The organism is Cohnella herbarum (assembly GCF_012849095.1).
Lineage (GTDB): Bacteria > Bacillota > Bacilli > Paenibacillales > Paenibacillaceae > Cohnella > Cohnella herbarum.
Genome location: NZ_CP051680.1, coordinates 5268272 through 5287145 on the forward strand (window position 1 = coordinate 5268272; position 18874 = coordinate 5287145).

General features: G+C 53.9%; 12 protein-coding genes. 1 reads left to right on the plus strand and 11 read right to left on the minus strand.

What is annotated here, in order from left to right; genetic code table 11:
- Positions 1–161: 161 nt before the first annotated feature.
- Positions 162–1106 carry an alpha/beta fold hydrolase gene (locus tag HH215_RS22480; RefSeq protein ID WP_169281937.1) on the minus strand — a complete coding sequence of 315 codons (945 nt, stop codon included), beginning with the start codon at positions 1104–1106 and terminating at the stop codon, positions 162–164.
- A gap of 102 nt (positions 1107–1208) precedes the next feature.
- Between HH215_RS22480 and HH215_RS22485 the strand changes: the two genes are divergently transcribed.
- Entirely contained in the window at positions 1209–2120 is a 912-nt protein-coding gene (locus tag HH215_RS22485) for a helix-turn-helix transcriptional regulator (RefSeq protein WP_169281938.1), read from the plus strand.
- A 27-nt stretch (positions 2121–2147) separates the two neighbouring features.
- Here the strand turns inward: HH215_RS22485 and HH215_RS22490 are convergent, their stop codons facing one another.
- From HH215_RS22490 to HH215_RS22535, 10 genes are all read right to left on the minus strand, one after another.
- On the minus strand, positions 2148–3719 hold the full coding sequence (locus HH215_RS22490; RefSeq protein ID WP_169281939.1) for a response regulator transcription factor: 1572 nt from the start codon (positions 3717–3719) through the stop codon (positions 2148–2150).
- Entirely contained in the window at positions 3694–5529 is a 1836-nt protein-coding gene (locus tag HH215_RS22495; RefSeq protein WP_169281940.1) for a sensor histidine kinase, read from the minus strand. The genes HH215_RS22490 and HH215_RS22495 overlap by 26 nt, the downstream gene beginning before the upstream one ends.
- Positions 5530–5641: 112 nt before the next feature.
- On the minus strand, positions 5642–7408 hold the full coding sequence (locus HH215_RS22500; RefSeq protein ID WP_169281941.1) for an extracellular solute-binding protein: 1767 nt from the start codon (positions 7406–7408) through the stop codon (positions 5642–5644).
- A gap of 75 nt (positions 7409–7483) precedes the next feature.
- The gene (locus tag HH215_RS22505; RefSeq protein ID WP_169281942.1) at positions 7484–8365 is read right to left on the minus strand and encodes a carbohydrate ABC transporter permease; all 882 of its coding nucleotides are present in this window, start codon (positions 8363–8365) and stop codon (positions 7484–7486) included.
- A 28-nt stretch (positions 8366–8393) separates the two neighbouring features.
- A complete protein-coding gene (locus tag HH215_RS22510) occupies positions 8394–9347 on the minus strand; it encodes an ABC transporter permease (RefSeq protein ID WP_169281943.1) in 954 nt (317 codons plus the stop codon).
- A gap of 3 nt (positions 9348–9350) precedes the next feature.
- Entirely contained in the window at positions 9351–10781 is a 1431-nt protein-coding gene (locus HH215_RS22515) for an L-fucose/L-arabinose isomerase family protein (RefSeq protein WP_169281944.1), read from the minus strand.
- Positions 10778–11971: a carbohydrate kinase family protein gene (locus tag HH215_RS22520; protein WP_169281945.1), complete on the minus strand. Its 1194-nt coding sequence runs from the start codon at positions 11969–11971 to the stop codon at positions 10778–10780. The genes HH215_RS22515 and HH215_RS22520 overlap by 4 nt, the downstream gene beginning before the upstream one ends.
- A gap of 48 nt (positions 11972–12019) precedes the next feature.
- Positions 12020–12922: a sugar phosphate isomerase/epimerase family protein gene (locus HH215_RS22525; protein ID WP_217362236.1), complete on the minus strand. Its 903-nt coding sequence runs from the start codon at positions 12920–12922 to the stop codon at positions 12020–12022.
- Positions 12923–14437, minus strand: coding sequence for an arabinosylfuranosidase ArfA (gene arfA, locus HH215_RS22530; RefSeq protein WP_169281946.1), 1515 nt, complete (start codon positions 14435–14437; stop codon positions 12923–12925). It lies immediately after the preceding gene.
- Between the two features lie 865 nt (positions 14438–15302).
- Positions 15303–18752, minus strand: coding sequence for an RICIN domain-containing protein (locus HH215_RS22535; RefSeq protein ID WP_169281947.1), 3450 nt, complete (start codon positions 18750–18752; stop codon positions 15303–15305).
- Positions 18753–18874: the final 122 nt, after the last annotated feature.

The window sequence follows — 18874 nt, forward strand, 5'->3', positions numbered from 1 at the left end:
TGCTCCGCCCGCACGGCTCACGACCGCCGCGCCTTTAGGAGACATGTCCTAGCCCTACCGGGGTAGCGGTGCCCAATCAAGTCACCCCAAAGATGGTGACCGCGTCTCATTCCACCCTCCGGTCAACCCGGAGGGCAGGCTTAACCTTAAAGCTCTTGAGACTAGGTGGCATCCTGCTGTTCCAGCCATCTCAAAATCGCTTGGTTTGTTTCTTCCGGCTTTTCTTGCTGGATCCAATGACTGCAATCCAGATTGACCACTTCCACATTGGGCACGAATTTTTCCAGATTTCCGGATTTCGGGATCGCATCCCGGTCGCCATAGATCATGAGCGCGGGTTGTTGGATGACAGGATCCACGTCCGCCAATAAGCGCCAGTTGCGGTCAAGGTTCCTGTACCAATTTATGCTGCCCCTGAACCCTGATGTTTCAAAGGCGGATACGAAAACGGCCAGTTCGCTTTCGCTCATCAAGGGCTCGCCGAGCGGTGTTTCCGCGTTGGCAAGATTGATCATCACCATGCCTGGCTCAGGTGCTCTGAGAGGCTCGTTCTTGCGGTACAGATTGCGAAGAAACCGAAACGTATTCTTATCCAATACGGCGTCCGCGACACCTGGCTGTCGATTGAAGTGGACAAAATAGTAGTCGCCGCCGAGGATTTCCTCCAAGAACTCGATCCAGGGTTTTTCTCCGCGTTCCTGATAGGGCAAGCTCAGATTGATCACCTTGTTCACGCGGTTTGGATGCAACAAGGTCAGTCCCCAAACGACCATCGCACCCCAATCATGACCGACAAAGGTGGCGTCCTCGTATCCATAGTGATCGAGAAGGGCGACGAGATCGCCCGACAAGTGTTCAATGTCGTAATCCGTCACCTCGGCCGGGCGGGAAGAGTTGCCGTAACCCCGCTGGTTCGGGACGATGACGTGGTATCCCGCTGCGACAAGCGCGGGCACCTGATAGCGCCAGGAAAAAGCATGTTCAGGCCAGCCGTGGCAGAGAACAATGGGTTTTCCTGCGTTTTCTCGGCCTGCTTCAAAGACTTCGAGTTCTACAGCGTTGACTGAAATGAGGGTGGGCTTGGGGAAATCGATTGGATTAAACATGGAATCAAAACCTCCTTCTTGTGATACATGTAGTATAATGGTTAAATGGTGACACCTTATTGTCACCGTTCTGAAATCATGTAGAAAAAAAAGAGGGCAATTATGGACAAAGTGGAGCGACTCATTTCGATTATCATGATCTTGCTGAAAAAAGAGCTTGTTTCTGCAAAGGAATTCTCGCAACTATTCAATGTTTCCAAAAGAACGATCCTTCGCGATATGGAAACATTGAGCTTATCGAACATCCCGATCTATTCTGTCAATGGGGTCAAAGGCGGCTACGGCATAATGGATGAATACAAGGTTGATAAACGCCTTTTAAACAGCTCCGATTTACAGAATATATTAACCGCGCTCGGCGGATTGGAACAACTCCTCCTTACCGAAGAAGTTGAAAGAACGATAAAAAAAATAGAGGCAATGGTTAGTCCATTGTCTCTGAATCGTTCTATTCAACTGTCGTTTTATGATTGGGTAGGTCGGTCCGAGATTCTTGAAACCTTAAAGACATGTCAAGAATCCATTTTAAAGAAAAGGCTGGTTTCGTTTGATTATATAGATAAAGACGGGGCTGTAACGCATAGAACGGTCGAGCCCTATGAGCTGCATTTTAGCGAATCGAGTTGGTATTTGAAAGGATTCTGTTTACAACGCCAGGGATATCGAACATTCAAGTTATCCCGGATCGATCCTATTACTATGGATGAACGCGCGTTTCATCCTAGAGAAGATTGGTCAGAGCAAGAACACGAAGCAAGTTATCAGCCGCAATTCGTCACGATTAAGGCATGGATATCGCCTAGCATAAAAGATCAAATCATCGAAAGGTATGGTCGAAGAAGTATTGAAGACCATGGTTCCGGACTTTTATTAGCAACCCTTTATGTCCCTCAAAATCGTATGGGATTTCAATTTATAGCAAGCTTCGGCATTCATCTGAGAGTTGTAGAGCCCAAAACCTATGTGGAAGACTTTCGAAATTATTTATCTCAAATGATGGAGAACTATTCCTGATAAATTACTAGTCTCGGCGTCAATGTCTCAGTCGTAATCGCCCGGATTGACGCCGACGTGCTTCTTAAACTGAATATAGAAGTGGTTAATATTTTTGTATCCTACCCGCTCCGAGATTTGTTGAATCGACCTGCCGTTCTCTTTAAGCATCCGCTTGGCTTGCTCGATCCGCAGCGCGTGTACGTAGTCGTTAAAGTACTCGCCCGTTTCTTTCTTGAAGAGCTGACCGAGATAACTGGCATTAAAATAGAACAGGTTCGACAATTGCTTGAGATTGATCGCTTCCGTATAATGGCCGCGGACATAGCTTAAAATCTCGTCGATCGGGTCGCCGCGCCGATCCTCCGATTGCCGGAGATACGAACAAACGGCTTCGCAGATTTCCGTCAGCATCCGTCCGATCTCGGCCTGATCGCGCAGCCGAAGCAAGTCTTCAGCATAGCCGCGCTTCCCCGCGAACAACTGCTCCCAATCGCCGTTCTCCTCCAGTACGAGGCGGGAGATTCCGACGATCACGAGCTTAAGCACGTCGGCGATCGTGGAGTAAGGAACGGCTTGCCGGCTAAACCGGGCAAGCAGCTCCGCGATTTCCCTGCGCGCGGCGTCCATATCCTTATTCTTGACCGCCCGGAGCAGATCTTGATCGTGCCATCCGAACGACCACACGTCGACCGACATATTAATGTCATCGTGAAAATATACCCCGTGCTCGGACGAGAAGAAGCTACCGTGCAGCGCATTCTCCGCGGACCGATAGGACTCCGGCAATTCCGTCCACGAATGCACCGTCTTGCCGACGCCCGCGACAGCTTGAATCCTGGCATACGAGAGCAGACATTCAACCATGCGATCGGCCATACCCGCCAGGCGTTGGCGCTCGAAACCGGATTGTGCGCTTTTCAAGAGAATGCCGATTCGAGCGTCCGAAATTTCGAACAGATCTCCTCGACCTTCCTCCTGAAGCAATTCTTCTACAATATTGCGCGCGGCGAATTTCAGCAGCCGAATGTCGCTTCCGGAACGTTGCAGCAGCATGTCTCCGCATCGATCGATGTCGACGATCAAGAACCCGTAAGACCGGGCTTGCCGGATCTCTCCGAGGGAGAGCACGCCATCGCGAAGAAGCAGCTCGTCCGACACCTGCTCTCCCTTCGCCAGCTTCAAGATCAAGTACTCCCGCAGCGCTTCCGCCCGGTGGCGTTCCGCAAGCTTCTCCGTCAGCTCCGCCGCAAGCTGCTCCTTAATTGAAGCAAGCTCGCGGTTCAGTTCGCCCGGGTCGACGGGCTTCAGTAAAAAGCAAGCAACGCCGAACTTCATCGCTTCCTGCGCGTACGAGAAATCGTTGTATCCGCTCAGGATGACGAGTTTTGTCTCCGGAGATATCGCGCGAATTCTCTCGCATAGCCGCAAACCGTCCGTCTCTGGCATGCGGATATCCGTAATGACGATATCCGGACGGGTACGCTCGAACAGCTCGACCGCCTCTGTTCCGTCCCGCGCCTCGGCGACGATCCGAAATCCTTGATCGCCCCGGTCGATGATAATTTTTAAGCCTTGCCGAATATCGTATTCGTCATCGACGATCATGACCTTCAACATTCGAATCCCCCGTCTCTAGTCGCTCTTGTTGTTCGAGAGGCATGCTTAGCGTTACAACCGTCCCCTCTCCCGGCCGGCTTTGAATCGTCACCCCGTGCGAATCGCCGAAATGCAGCCGAATCCGGTCGTGAACGTTCTTAATCCCGATGCTCTGCTCGTTATCTAAAGATTGTTGCCAATTTAACGCCCCTTGAATTTCGATTAGCTTGTCCGGCTCCATGCCCAGCCCGTCATCCCGGATCTCGATCGTCAGTTCAGAGCCCGAACCGCTGCCGCTAATCGCGATCATACCCTGTCCGCGTTTCTTCTCCAGACCGTGCTGGATCGCGTTCTCTACGATCGGCTGAAGGATCAGCTTCGGAATGCGCAGCGCCATCCATTCGGAAGGAATCTCGATTCGATAGCCGATCTTATCCTTGAACCGGCTTCTCTGGATTTCCAGATAACTCGCTACGAATTCGAGCTCGTCCGCGAGCGTGACGACGCCGGACTGCCAATTTAGGCTTTTACGTAAAATTTTCGATAAGTTAAGAACCATGTCCGACGCTTCTTGATGGTCGTCCGTCGGAAGCTGTAGAAGCTTCATTCGGATGGAATCCAGCGTATTGAACAGGAAATGGGGATGAATCTGACTCTGCAGGGCGTACAGCTCCGCTTCGCGTTTCTTGATGTTAATGTCCTTGATCTTGACCTGGGCCAGATAGTTTTCTTGAATCATCCTCTCCAGCCCCTCGACCATCCGATTAAAGCTGCGCGTCATGATTCCGATCTCGTCACGGTAGCCCTTATCCTCGATCGTCGAGAATTCGCCGTTCCTCAGGCTTTTCATTTTGCCTACCAACGTCTTGATACCGTTCGTGATCCGATCCAGGAAAAATAGGAATAACACGCACGACAGGACGGCCATGACGGCCATCGCGGCGATTCCGATCGTCCGTACCCGTTTCTCTTCCCTCAGAAGATGGTCGATCGGAATGAGCGAGTAGACTTTCCAGCCGGTCAGATTAATATCCGACTCGATCGTTTCGAAGAGCACCTTGTAGGTTTGGTCGGTTTTGACCTCCGCCGCTCCATGCCGCTGGCCGCTCGTCTGCACATAGAACGGTTCTTCGGAGATCGAAGTTCCGACCCGATCGCGATCGTTGGAAGACACCACCCGTCCCTGATCGTCCGCGATGAGAATCCGATTGTTCACGGGATCGCTTTCTTTCATCAGAGCATACAGTAACGTCTCCGGCAATCGGACGACCGCGACTCCGTAGATTTCGCCGCTATACTCGCGGATCGATCTAGACAAGTACAATCTTCCGTTTTCCAGTCCCCACGCGATTCCCATACCCACTTCTATTGCGCTTGAATACGCCTTTCCGCTTCGGATCCGTTCGTCCGCATAGGCATAGATTCCGAGTCCCGGCAACAGCGTTTCGTTTAGAAAATAGATGTTAAGCGAGACTAGTCCGTCCGGGATAGTCAGATTATTTGTAATCGGTTTCAAATAGTTGTTGTAAGCATCGATGCTATCCCGGTTATCCGCGTAGGAACGCTGCGGGTTCAAATAGCTTCTCAAATAGGAATCGAACGCGAACCTGTCCAGAATTTCCGTTTGGCGATCGAGCAGTTCTTTCAGATTCAGTTGAACCTGCTTGACGGATTCTTGGGACAGCTCGGTCGTCTGACGGACGACCAGATTCCCGTAAACTTGCAGGATCACCTGCCCGATGACGAGAAAAGGGACGGTAATCGTGAAGCAATAGAGGAGAATTAGTTTCGACTTCATGCTCATTCCGGCAATACTTCGCGGCCACTTCATAGATGCGTTCACCAACCCTGAGCGAAACTTGTGTTCCATAAGTATAGCTTACAATCCCCTGCGCGGGTACGCGAAAAGGAGCATCGCAAAATGCTCCTTTTCCCTTGCGGGATTAGCCTTGTTTAAATGCCTTCAACTGCTGCTTCATCTCTTCGTATTTTTTGTCGTAGAAGTCGACGATCTCTTGAATGCCCATACCGTCCAAATCCTTCAGGAACTTTTCTTTGGCGGCGGCAAAATCTTCCGGCGTTTTCGAATACACGATTTTCGCAATGTTATTGTCCAGGTACGCGTTAAGGGACTGTTCCTTGATCGCCAATTCGCTGTTGGCTTCCGGAGCGATCGAATCGATCAGCGCCGTGTTGGCCGTGCGGTGCTCGCGCGTCTCGTACTGCTGTACCGGATACTTCAAACCGTAATCCTTCATGAATTGCTTCTCGCCTTCGGTATAATCCTTCTCCCAACGCTCCGGCGAATTGTCGGTATACCGCGTTTTCCAACCTTGCGGGCTGACGTAGCCGCCGTTCAGAATGAAGTTCGGCGCCACGTAGGTCGAGCCTCTCTTCTTCGCCTCGTCCGGGTCGACCGGCTGGTTCGGATCCCGCTCCTTCATAACCGGCACTCCGTTTACCTTATCCCAATGCTGTCCCTCGAGGCCGTTCCAGAACAGCTCGGAACCTTCGTAGGAAGCGACGAAATTAAGCAACTGCAGCACTCTCTCGATATTCTTTCCGTTCTTCGGCACGGACCAATACATGCCGTTGCCTGCCGGGAAGGAGAATTCGTAGAACGTATAGTCCTTCTTCGAATCGAGCAGCGTCGGAACGAAGCCTTTCTCGGGATCCTTCTTGCTCAGGATTACGCTGTTCGGCCAACCGATCTGCCAACTGGCCAAGCCGACGTGGTACCGAAGGGCTTTGCCTTTGTCTTGCACTTGCTGGAACTTCATCGTCGCGGACTCCGGATCGAGCAACCCTTTGATATAAGCTTTATTATAGAACTCCATCGACTTCCAGAAGGAATTATCCGGGGCGTTAAGCCTTGGAGCGACCTTATCGTTCTCGATATCCAGGTAGATAAAGCTCTTGCTTCCCCAGTAGCCGTCATAATGAGACTTGTCCCAGTCCAAGTACGCCCAGCCTTGCGGATCTGCGAACGGTATGCCGAACGTATAGGTCTTCTGGCCGTCCGCGTTCTTCGGCTCGAGCTTCTGCGCTTCCTCGCCGAATTTCAGCAGATCGTCGAGCGACTCCAGCTTCGGGCTGCCCATCTTTTTGTACAGATCATAACGGTATTGGAAGACGGCGTCCATTCCGTTCGGGAAAAAGTTAATGTAGTTCACGTTGCCGGGCAAGAAGTACGTGGCGTCGCGCCCGTTGGACATCATCAGCTTGCTGAGCGCCATGGCGTCCGGGATATTCTTGGCGATCTCCGGCGCGTTCTGGGCCACGAGCTCGTCCAGCGGAATGATCAAGTCGTTTTCCAATAGCATCTTGTTCGTATCGCTGTCGCTGTTCACGATTAGATCCGGCAAATTGTTGCTGGCGATCAGAGCGCTTAGCTTCTGCTTAGCGTCTCCGGATCCCATGTAAGGCGACCAGTCGATCTTGATGCCCGTGCGTTTCTCCAGCTCGTTCATGACCGGATTGTCCAAGATTTCGGAAGGCGTCACGATCTGCTGGCTGTGAAATACCTTTAAGGTAACCGGCGTCAGATCCGGCTCCTTGCCGACCCCCTCCTGCGTGCTCTTCGCGCTCTCGGAAGCCGTCGGCGTCCCGGAATTCGCTGCTTCTTTTTTCTCTCCGGAACAACCCATCATTAAACTGAAACTTAAAGCGAATACGAGGCCTGACGCAATTCCTTTCGATCCTCTGACCATGTGATGTCCTCCCTAGAATGATAGTTCTATGCTATTACGGCGAGGCGTTCGCCACAACCCCAATAGTCGCTTTCGTCAGCCTTTAACGGCTCCTAACATGATGCCTTTCACGAAATACTTCTGCAGAAACGGATAAACGAGGAAAATCGGCGCAATGACGAGAACGGTAATGCCCATGCGCAGCGATTGCGGCGTAACCGAGATCGCGCTCTCCATCGTCGATAGCGCCGCGGCATCCCTCAGGTTATAAGATTGGCTCTGGATATAATTCAGCAGCAGCAATTGCAGTGTCATCCATTTGGAATTGGTTACATAATAGAGATTGTCCACCCAGCTGTTCCATTGCCCGACCGCGCTGAAGATCGCCACCGTAGCTAGAATGGGTTTGGATAGGGGCAGCACGATTTTACGGAAAATCGTAAAGACGCCCGCCCCCTCGAGCATCGCCGCTTCCTCCAAGGCGATCGGGAGCTGCTCGAAGTACGTTTTGATCAAAACGAGAAAAAACGCGTTAACGATGCCCGGCAGCACGTATACCCAATACGTATCGAGCAGATGCAGCTCGGACATCAGAATGTAGTTCGGAATCAGACCTACGCTGATGTACATCGTGAAAATGACGCCGAAGTACATCGTTCTCCTGAACGGAAGCTGCTTCTTAGTCAATCCGTAGGCCAGCATCGAGGAGCCGGCCAGCGTTAGGAACGTGCCGACGACCGCTCTGGATAAGGACACGAAGAAAGGTCCGATCAGATCGTTCTTCGTGAAGATCTGCTCGTAATTGACCCAAGTGAAGCCTTTCGGGAGCAAGAACGCGGGCGCGGACAAAATTCGCGCGGGCACCGACACCGAATTGATCAGAATGTAATAAAAAGGGTAGCTCGTCAACAGCACGAGTACGGAGAGGAACACAATGTTGCCTACGTCGAATCCCTTCTGCGAAATGGCTCTTAACAAGTGACCACGCCTCCTTTCCGGTAAGGGGTCATAGAATCGATCTGCCCGTCGCCAGCCTGCTGACGTAGTTGGCCAACACCAGCAGAGCGATGCTGACAATCGATCTGGCAACCCCGATCGCGGTCGCATAGGAGAAATTGAGCGATTGCAAACCGTTAAAATAAACATAGGTATCGATGATTTCGAGATGGTCCTTGACCATCGGGTTCATGAACGTAAAGATCTGTTCGAACCCGGCTCCGGAGAGCAGATTGCCGATGCCCAGCACGAAGAGCACGACGAACGTCGGCATCATGCCCGGCAGGGAGATATGCCACGCTTCCCGCAACCGTCCCGCCCCGTCGACCCGGGCCGCTTCGTACAGCTCCTGGTCGATGCCGGACAACGCGGCGAGATAGATAATCGCTCCCCATCCGACGCCCTTCCATAGACCGACCAGCGTCTGGAATACCCATGCGGCACTCGAATTGGCCAGTATATCCGTCGGGTGCCCGATCCAGCCCAGCTTCAGGAGCATGCTGTTCAACAGCCCGTCGTCCACCGAGAAGAAGCTGAAGAAGACGTAGTAGACGATGATCCAGGAGATGAAGTTCGGAAAGGAAGACAACGTCTGTACGAACTTCCGGAACGGAAGCGATTTCACTTCGTTTAACAATAAAGCCAAGATCATCGGAGCCGGTGCGATGACCAGCCCCAGGAAGCTGAGTACGAGCGTATTGCGCAGCGCCCGAAGGAACGTCTCGTCGGTGGCCATGCGGATAAAGTGTTTCCAACCGACGGGATCGTGAGCCAATAAGCTCTTGCCGGGAAAGTAGTCGAAGAACACGATCGCCCATCCCAGCAAAGGAACGTAGTTGAACAAGATGACCAAAGCGAAGAAAGGGATCGTCATCGCTAACAAAGACGCTTTTAAACGTCTGTTCGCGGCTTTGGCGGCTGGTTTTGGTTGGCGGGTCGCCTTCGCGACCGTCTGAGCGCTCATTCGTTACTCCGCTCCGTGCCTGTACGTGCGCCAGCCCTTATACTTGCCGAAAGCTTCTTCGACCGACTCGGCAACGGTGGACATCGTGGACGCGACATGATGCTCGAATCCGCTTTCGCACAAATAACGGAGCAGCTTCTGGAACCGCGGCACTTGGATGACGCCGTACCCGCCGAACGTCTTCAACGGATCTTTCGTGAAGGCCGCTTCGCCGACATAGGAGATGATTTCTCCGTTCACGTCGTCCGTCGCGATTCCGCAGTACGTGAACGCGCTCGGCTTAATTCGCCCTTGAATCGTGCCAAGCGTTCTTTCCTTGCCGACGGTGCCCGATAGAATCTCGTGATAGTCCATGCGGATCTCCTCGAACATTTCCTTAGGCAGGTTGCTGCAGTGGAATACGACGCCCTTGTCCGGATTGTCCCCGTAATTGTTGTTCCAGTCCAACAGCGCGCTTGGCTTGCCGGATGCTTGCTGCAAAGCGTACATCGACACGAGTCCGGTAATGTCGACCTCGCAAGCGCTCGGAATGAGCTGGCTGCTCAGCATGCTCATGATCGTGCAAGGCACGATGCCGAAATATTCCTCCATCGAAGTCCAGCATTGGATGGCCGTTCCGGCCAGCTCGTTCTCCGCCATCCACTCTTCGATGACGACTCCGAGCGTCGCCATTCGCACTAGATTGTCCTGCGGAAAGCCTTTCGTGTTCACGTAAGCCGCGATTTCCTCCAGCTTGCGCTTGACGGCCGCGTCAGACTCCTTCTTCTTGCCTGCCCGGCCGAACACTTCGGACAAGTCGAGCGTCTCGATGCTGATTCCCGAACGCTCCAATAGCTTCTCACTGTAACGAACCGTGTTAAAGGATGCCGGACGCGCGCCGATCGATCCCAATCGAGCGTTCTTAAGCGACGACACGACACGGCATGTGCCTGCGAATTTCCTCAAGTCGTTCCGGAAGCTCTCGCTGTCGGGATTGACCGTATGTTTCTCGGTCAACGTGAATGGAATGCCGTACTGCCTCAGGTTGTTGCATACCGACATTTTGCCGCAGAAGCTGTCTCGGCGGTGCTGGATGCCCATCGCTTGAATGTCGTCGTCGAACGCATGGACGAGAACGGGAACGTTCAACTCCGCGAATCTTAACGTGTTGGCTACGCCCTTCTCTTCTCCGAAATTCGGCAAGGAGACGAGAATGCCGTCTATACGGTCCCGGTTGGCCTTGAATAGCTCGGCACATTTATGCGCTTCGTCTAAGGTCATGACCGCGCCGTATTCCGTCGCCGACTCTTCCAGTATGACGGCCTCCAGCCCTTCCTCCGCCAGAATGCGGACAATTTCCGCCCGGCCGGATTGGCTGAGATGCCCGGGGAAAAATCCCCTGTTGCCGATGATGACGCCTAGCGTCGTTTTCCGTCGTGCCCGTTGTTGGATCATGTGTGCAGCCCTCCATATGTTGTCTTGTTCGTTCGGCAATCCGCCGGCCCGTGCCAGATACCTTCGTCTCCGTTCCATGCCCAGCCTTCAAGATCTTGGGGAACGGAAAGTCTCTCCCATCCGCGTTCGACTCTGCTCCATACGTCGTCCCAGGCGGCGATGCCCGCCGTCGCTTCCGCCGCTTCCACGCTGAACGCGCCCACGGCGACAGCCGCAGTCATCGTCCGTTCCAGCGACAGGCCTCGGCGCATGCCGTACAGGTACCCCGCGATCGTGCTGTCTCCCGCTCCGGTCGTGCCTACGAGATTCGCTTTGAAACAAGGCGCCCACAGCTCCCGCTCCCGCGAGCGGGCGTACAAACCGGAGCTGCCGATTTTCAATACGACCGTGCCGCACCCGAACGCCAGCAGCCGCTCCGCCAAATTGCGGATCGTCGCAATCGGCGTTCTCTCGCACAGCTCCGCCTTGCCGAACGTTCGTAGCAGATCTTCGTAGGCCGGTTGATCCGTCATGAGAAGCGCTTCTTCCAGACTCGGCATGAACAGATCCACGTGAGGCAGCGCCTTCTCCAGAATACGGACCCAATCCAGTCCGTAGGCGACGGTACCGGCGCCCGGCAGCGCCATATCCAAAGAGGTGGAAATGCCCATGCCCTTAATTCGGCTCAGCATCCGCTCCAGCCGAACGCCTCCATCATCGATCATCCGCTTCATGAGCGGCGGATAACCGAAGTGAAAGTGTTCGATGCCCTCTAATGCTCCATATGGAACATCCTCATCAGTGAACGTATCGTTCGCGCCCGGACAGTGAAGGAAAATCCGATCCGTCCCGGGCGGACTGATCACAAGTGTGTACGAGCTGACCTCTTGGTTCGCCCGGATCAGCCCGGAAGCGAGCCCCTGATCGATCCGCTCCAGCGTACTTACCGTCATCTCGCCGAAGACGTCGTCGCCGACCTTGCCGATCAGCTTGACGTTCGCGCCCAATCGATGCAACGCCACTCCGGTGTTGGATACCGCGCCTCCCGTCGCGATCGCGGCGGCGCCTACCTCGACGAGGTTCCCCGGCGTTAAGAGCGAACCGATTGCGGCCGTCGCGGCATGCGGAAATTCCGGGATGATATCTACCGCGATATGCCCGCATATCGCAATGCTCGGTTCCTGCGTCTCCGCTGCGGCTTTCGTTGCCATATTGACCGCCTCCTCCATGCGGATAATGCTAATTGCTCATGTATAAGGCTATCCCTTCACGTAACGGCGCCAATACTCGACCGATTCCTTGTGATCTTGAACGATAGAGAATTCCGAAGACCACGCCTCGCGGTGATAGATTTCGAACACCAATTCCGCTTCCTTGGCGCCCGATTGCTCCAAGGCTTCAATGACCTTCTCCGCATGAATGATGCCGATCTCGTTATAAGCTTTCGTGAACGGCCAATGCCTGCTGTGACCGGCTTCCGTCTGCTGGATGTGCACGATTGGAGATACGCTGCCGAGCTCTCGAATCCAGCGGTAAGGATCCCTGTCATCCGGATGCGGAGCATGGCCCGGATCGAGACAGAGCCTAAACGGCAATCCTGCCCCGTCGTTCAGCCTCGCTAGCAATTCCTTCGTCTCCTCGACCGTGTTCGCGTATTCGCGGGGAATCGACATCGGCTCGAAAATCATGCAATCCATGCCAAGCTCGCGGCAGTGCCAGCTGAGCTCCTGCCAATGCTTGATCCCCTCCAAGGTAATCTCTTCGCGCCTTGCCGGGTCATCGTAGTCGTTAAACGTCAGGATGCCGGGATGCCCGCCCGTCATCTTGGCGCCCATGCGCGCGGAGATGTCGGCGAACTTCTTGAACCAAGCGAGCCACACCTTGCGCTGCTCCGGATCGGGATGCATGAAATGGTTGACCCGGGTGAACGAGCTCAAGAACGTGCTCGTAATGTTTAGACCGTATTTCTGCGTGTTCTCCAAGATCTCTTCGACTTGTCGCTCAATGATCTCGTCGGGGAGGAAGACGTTTAAGATATCCGCGACGAATTGCACGTATTTCAATCCCAGCTCTTCCGCCACGATTCTCGTCCATACGTGCGGCTCCGGGTATTTGTTGTTAGCGAATCCCAAGTTGATGCCCAATTTTAGATCCACAGCCATTTATGCCATTGCCTCCAATCGAATGACGTTCCATGAAGCTTTCGGCAAGCTCACGGCAAGCTGCCCGTCTTGCGCTTGCACCTCCGGCCCCCGTCGGGGCCGTACAGGCTCCTCGTCGCGGGTGTTCTTGGCTTGCAGGTCGTCGTGGGCCAGCACGAGATGTTCGACGACGCGAACTTGTCCCAGGCTGCGAAGATCGCAATCGAGCAGAAGGGCGCTCTCCAAGTGACGGTTGACGGCGAACACCGTGATCTCCTTCGTCTCCGGACGATAAACGGCAACCGCCTCCAAGTAAGGCACGTCCGTATAGTCCGCGCTATCGTACTTAGGCGACAAGACGATCGGCTGCATCACGATGCCCCTGCCGTAAACCGACGCGTGAAGGAACGGGTAGAAAATCGTCTGCTTCCACGACTTGCCTCCGGTATCCGTCATGATCGGCGCGATCACGTTAACCAGTTGGGCCAAGCAGGCGATTTTCACCCGATCGGCGTGCTTCAGCAGCGTAATCAGCATGCTCCCCACGACCAAAGCGTCTTCGAACGTATACCGATCCTCCACGAGCGGCGGAGCGACGGACCACGGCACGATCGCCTTGTCGCTTTCCAGCGTATGGAACCAGACGTTCCATTCGTCGAAGCTCAGATTGATCGTTTTCTTGCTGCGTTTCTTGGCTTTCATATAATCGCAGGTCGAAATCACGCTTCGGATAAAACGATCCATGTCCAGCGCGGAAGCGAGGAAGTTCGCCGTATCCCGCTTCGGATTCCCGTAATATTGGTGCAAGGAGATATAATCGACGGCGTCGTACGTATGTTCCAGCGTCGTCGCTTCCCATTGCGGAAACGTAGGCATCGCCGAATGAGAGCTGCCGCAAGCGACCAATTCGATGCCCGGGTCGACCAGCCTCATCGCTTTCGCCGTTTCGACCGCGATTCTGCCGTACTCCTCGGCGGTTTTATAACCGACCTGCCACTCGCCGTCCATCTCGTTTCCGAGACACCAGGTTTTGATTCGATGCGGCTCCTTGTAACCGTGCGACTTGCGCAGATCGCTCCAATAAGAGCCTTCCGAATGATTGCAATACTCGATCAGGTTGCAGGCGTCTTCTATTCCCCGCGTCCCCAGATTGACCGCCATCATCGCTTCCGCGCCTACTTGGCGGCACCATTGCATGAACTCGTTCGTCCCGATCTCGTTCGGTTCCGTCGTTCGCCACGCGAGATCCAGCCTTGCCGGACGCCGGTCCCTCGGACCGACCCCGTCCTCCCATTTATAGCCCGAGACGAAGTTGCCGCCCGGGTAGCGGATGATCGGAACCTGAAGCTCCCTAACTAGATCCGCCACGTCTTGCCGGAATCCGCGGTCATCCGCCTGCGGATGGTTCGGCTCGTAAATGCCTCCGTATACGGCTCTTCCGATATGCTCGACGAAAGATCCGTAGATGCGGGGATCCACCGTCGCCACGGCAAATTCCCGATCGATCGTCATCTTCGCTTTCAGCTCGCCAGTCATGCTTCGTATCCTCTCCCTTGTGTCTGACCGGTTCTCTATTTTCATCATAGGGAGATTCGTATCGGAATACATTTCACGGATTCTAGGTTTCTATTGCATGGATTTCATGTCGTGTAGAAAAGAACAAAATCACCCTAACGGGTGACTCCGTTTGCTAAACTTTTTCTATCTACGCTATTTCTGGCTGCCTGAGTAAACTGCACATACCTGCATAACCCAATAGCGAATTGAATGCAAGGCTATAACTTACGAAACTGAAATTTGAGCGACAGATTAACCCTTGTGCGTTATCGCATAACCCCGCTGGCAACGATTAATGGCACAGTCAGAGGAGGGGGCAGGTCCTGGGGCAGGTTCCTCCCTGTCGAAGTGAGCGCCCTGATTTGCCGATAATCCAACGAAATTGGATCATTTGGACACAAATAACGACGTGTAGCTCCGTGAAGGAGCAAAATGTGCTTTGGTGGGAGGATGGTTGGCGCGATCGGCGAATCAAGGCACAAAATGTACCTTGGCTGGAGGATGGTTGACGCGATCGGCGAATCAAGGCACAAAATGTGCCTTCGCTGGAGGATGGTTGGCGCGATCGGCGAATCAAGGTACAAAATGTGCCTTCGCTGGAGGATGGTTGACGCGATCGGTGAATCAAGGCATAAAATGTACCTTGGCTGGACTATGTTTGGCGCGATCGGCGAATGAAGGCATAAAATGTGCCTTGGTTCTATTTATAATTATGTGTACATTGCTCAGGAACTTTTTCCAGTAGGATCAAGCAATAAAGTTCAAGTTATCCACAATTTTTAATCGGTTATAATTTCCTAAACAATAAAAAACTCCGCAAGAGCAAGCTCCTGCGGAGACGGGACTAGTGATTCAACTGTTGACGGACGGATAGCGGCAGCTGCTCGATCGTATCGATATCCATGCTGCCGAACCGATCCTCAAGCTTGGACAGCGGGTCGGTCTGGGCTACGGATACCCATGGCAGCCAATAAGGGTTAAACGCCGCCTCCAGGTAATCCGCCCCTATTCCTTCCCGAACCAAACCTTTTTGCGCCAAGCCGTTCTTGCCTAACCAATCCGAGATTTGATTCGCGTTATGCTGGTAGAGCTTCGCCTGCTGGAGATAGTGCGGGTCGTTCGTGAAGAGGTACAGCCGGTAAAACGGTTCGGACAAATATGCGGAATAGACATCCACATAGGACAAACCCGTCTTCACCAAGCTAAGACCGACGAGATCCGAAGTGTAATGATAGGCCGAGTTCGGGTTAAAAGGGTTCGTGCTCCCCGGATCTTGAGCGTTCGGATCGGTCGGTACGTACGGTTTGACGCGAAACGGATAAGCGTACGTCCATGTCTCCGTATAATCGGCCGCGGACTTCGCCGCCGTCAGCCATTTGGGATCTTGCGTGATATCCAGTAGAGCTAAATATCCGTAGAGCGCGATAGCCCCGGCTTCTTTGTCGTAGATGACTTGATGCAGGTAATCCGCCGTACCTCCGACATAGGTGCCGAACGGGAATAGAACCGTACGGGACATCTCGCCGGCAGCCAGCGCTGCGGTTTTGTATTTCGCATCTCCCGTAACCTCGTATAACCTCGCCAAGTACCCAATCGGAACGGTCGTATTGAATTTGCTCAGACTGGCTGGATTGCCGTTCTGATCGTAAGCTCTGTAGAAGCTGCCGTCGGCATTCTGATTGTTCACGAGCCAATCTCCGTAACGCCGCGCGAAAGCCAGCCAATCCGGCTTCGAATAGCCATGAGCTAGCGCGACCTCATAGGCGTCGATGACCCCTTCCATTCCGTCCGTCGCAGTGCGCAGGAAGATCGGGGTCGGGAACCATCCGTTCCCGAGCATATCGTAATCCGTTCGAACCAATCCGTACGTGTTCTTCTGGTTCGGATTAGATGCATTCATAGCGGCGTTCTGCGCCCACCAATCGATCGAAGCCGCGCCTTTCGCATACTGGTTCGGCAAATTGGATTGAAGTCCATGCCGAAGCAGTTGATACGAAGCGGGCAGTACTTGCCCGACGAACCCGGACTGCATGTGCAGATCGTGTACCCCGTCGCTGCCGTCCGTATCGTAAAATCCGGTATACACATTCGCTTTGAACGGCATGCCCATCACGTTCTGCGGCCCGAAAGGCTGCATGTGGGAATCGATCGTCTCAAGCGCGTTCTCGTAGATCGCGTCAACGTCCAAGGGATTCGTCTGGGGATTGTAGATGCCGTAGAAATAGCGATAGGCGCCGGACATCGCTTCCCCGTAATTAGGAGCTTTCTGGGCTTTGAGCACGAGCTCGTACAATTGCGAAGCGCCTAGGACGACAGGCTGGCTCTTGCGCGACCAGCGATTGGGATTTCCGCTTTGCTGGACGTACGTTTTCTCCCCTTCCGATCCGGGATAGACGAAATCGAGCGTCGGCTGCGGCGCTTTGTGCACCCCGAGGGAGCCGAACTTGTACACGTTACCGACCTTCCAATGCGTCGTGTTGCCGAAGGGATCTGTCACTTTTGCGGCCGCGTCCAGCTCGCCTTCGGGGGAATCTTCCAGCTCCGTCGCGTTCAAATGGAGCATGGAGAGAACCGATTGCGTCGTATTATTGCGCATCATAAACATCGGCAGCGGCAGCCTCGTCTCGCGCATCCAATAGTAGTTGTCCGAGAAATCGCTGGCCAACGCTTGCGATTCCACGAAGTCGGTCTGCCCCGTTGCCGGGTTGTAGCCGTTCTGCTGATACCAATTGGCGGGAGCGAAGTATTCGTAGTTCAAGAAGTTTCTCGCTTCTCGCGATTCGTTCGGATAGAGCCCGAAGACGGTACCGAAGCCCTCGTCGCCGGCCTGCGCCGCAATAACGCTCACTTGGCGACGAAGACGGAAGGCTCCCGAACCGTCATACGGGGAATATTCGTCGGTGAAAGAGAACGCAGATCCCCGATCCGTCGATACCGTTCCGCTTCCCACCCATCCGCCTTGGCCATCGCTAGCGATCTGGCTGTAGTTCGCTTTGTATTCACGCAATTTCCCGCCGGTATCCCGGATCTGTATCATGAGCGGGCGCTGTTGGCCGAATGGTCTCCGCTTTCCGTCCTGCTCATAGATCGCGAGGCCGTAACGGCCGTCTCCGTCGTTAACGGGCATGAGCTTATAACCTCCGGAAACGGCAGCCAACGCCGCGGCTTGCTGGTTCTGCACAAGCTCGAACCGCCACCCTTGATGAGGGCCGGGAGTACTCCCGGCCCACTGCTGAACCTTCGTACCGCCTGAGGTGACGCCGTTCTCCAACGTGGCGACGAATCCGCTCGCCTTCGACTGCAATTTGTAATATCCGTTCGCGATCGGGACGAACGACCACCGCTGACTATCGGGAGCCGCGATAACCGTCCCGCAAGAAGTCAACTTCAGGTACGCTCCCAATTGTTGTTGCCCAATCGGCTGATTCGATACGGTGAGGCAGCTTGCTTCGGCGCTCGCGGAACGAACGAAAAAATAGCCGTTGCCGTCTTGTACGATCCGCCATTGCTGGGAAGTATCCTGCAGATCCTCGTAGATGTCCACCGTCAACCCGTCCGGAGCGACTTCCAGCAACTTGCCGGCCGCATCTGAACGGATTTTGTACGTATTCCCCGTCACGATAGCCGATCCTCCCAGCACGGACTGCGTGTTTACGGCCTGATGCGGTTCCACAACCAGGTTGTCGAACGCGACGGAATTGTTGCTTCCGCCGCGGAATCCGAGCATCCCCGGATTCATGAACATGCTATCGTATATGTGCAAGAAGAGGACATTATCTACATACGCCTTCATGTCGCCATCTTGCAGTTCGATTCTAATCCTGTAAGCCGTATTGGGGTTAAGCGCGGCTTTGGCCGAGGCCAGCTTCGTCATCGCGGCTTTGTCGTTAAACCGTCCGATCCATACTTCATCCGCGGCAGTGTCAATGCCAATCCCGTAACCTAACAGATTGTTCGCTCCGTTCTCGGGGTATTTCACATTCACCAATAAGGCGGCTTCTCCCGCGGTTAATACGGTCACGTCGGCTTCCACCGCATATGCGCCAGATGTAAGCGTTGTCAAATTTCTTAACGATTTCGGCCGGTTAGACCCGTTCCCATTCACGACATAAGCCCCGTTCGCGACGGACCAATTGCCCTGAAAGGTCATCCATCCGGCAACACTCCCGTTGAAATCCTCGGTTAAGTAAGGCGATGCCTTGGCCTCCGGCGGCATCGCTCCCATTGCGCCAGCTATGCATGCCATGATGGTCAAACCCATTATCAGACGCTTTATCCTTTTCCACTTTCCCACTACGCAGCCCTCCTTGAAGTTTAGGCGGATCGATTTCGTGTCTAGCGTAGCATGAACCGGATTTCATAGATTATAGGACTTCTTATTCGAAATTCTATAGATTGCATCCAAAAGTTTTGGAA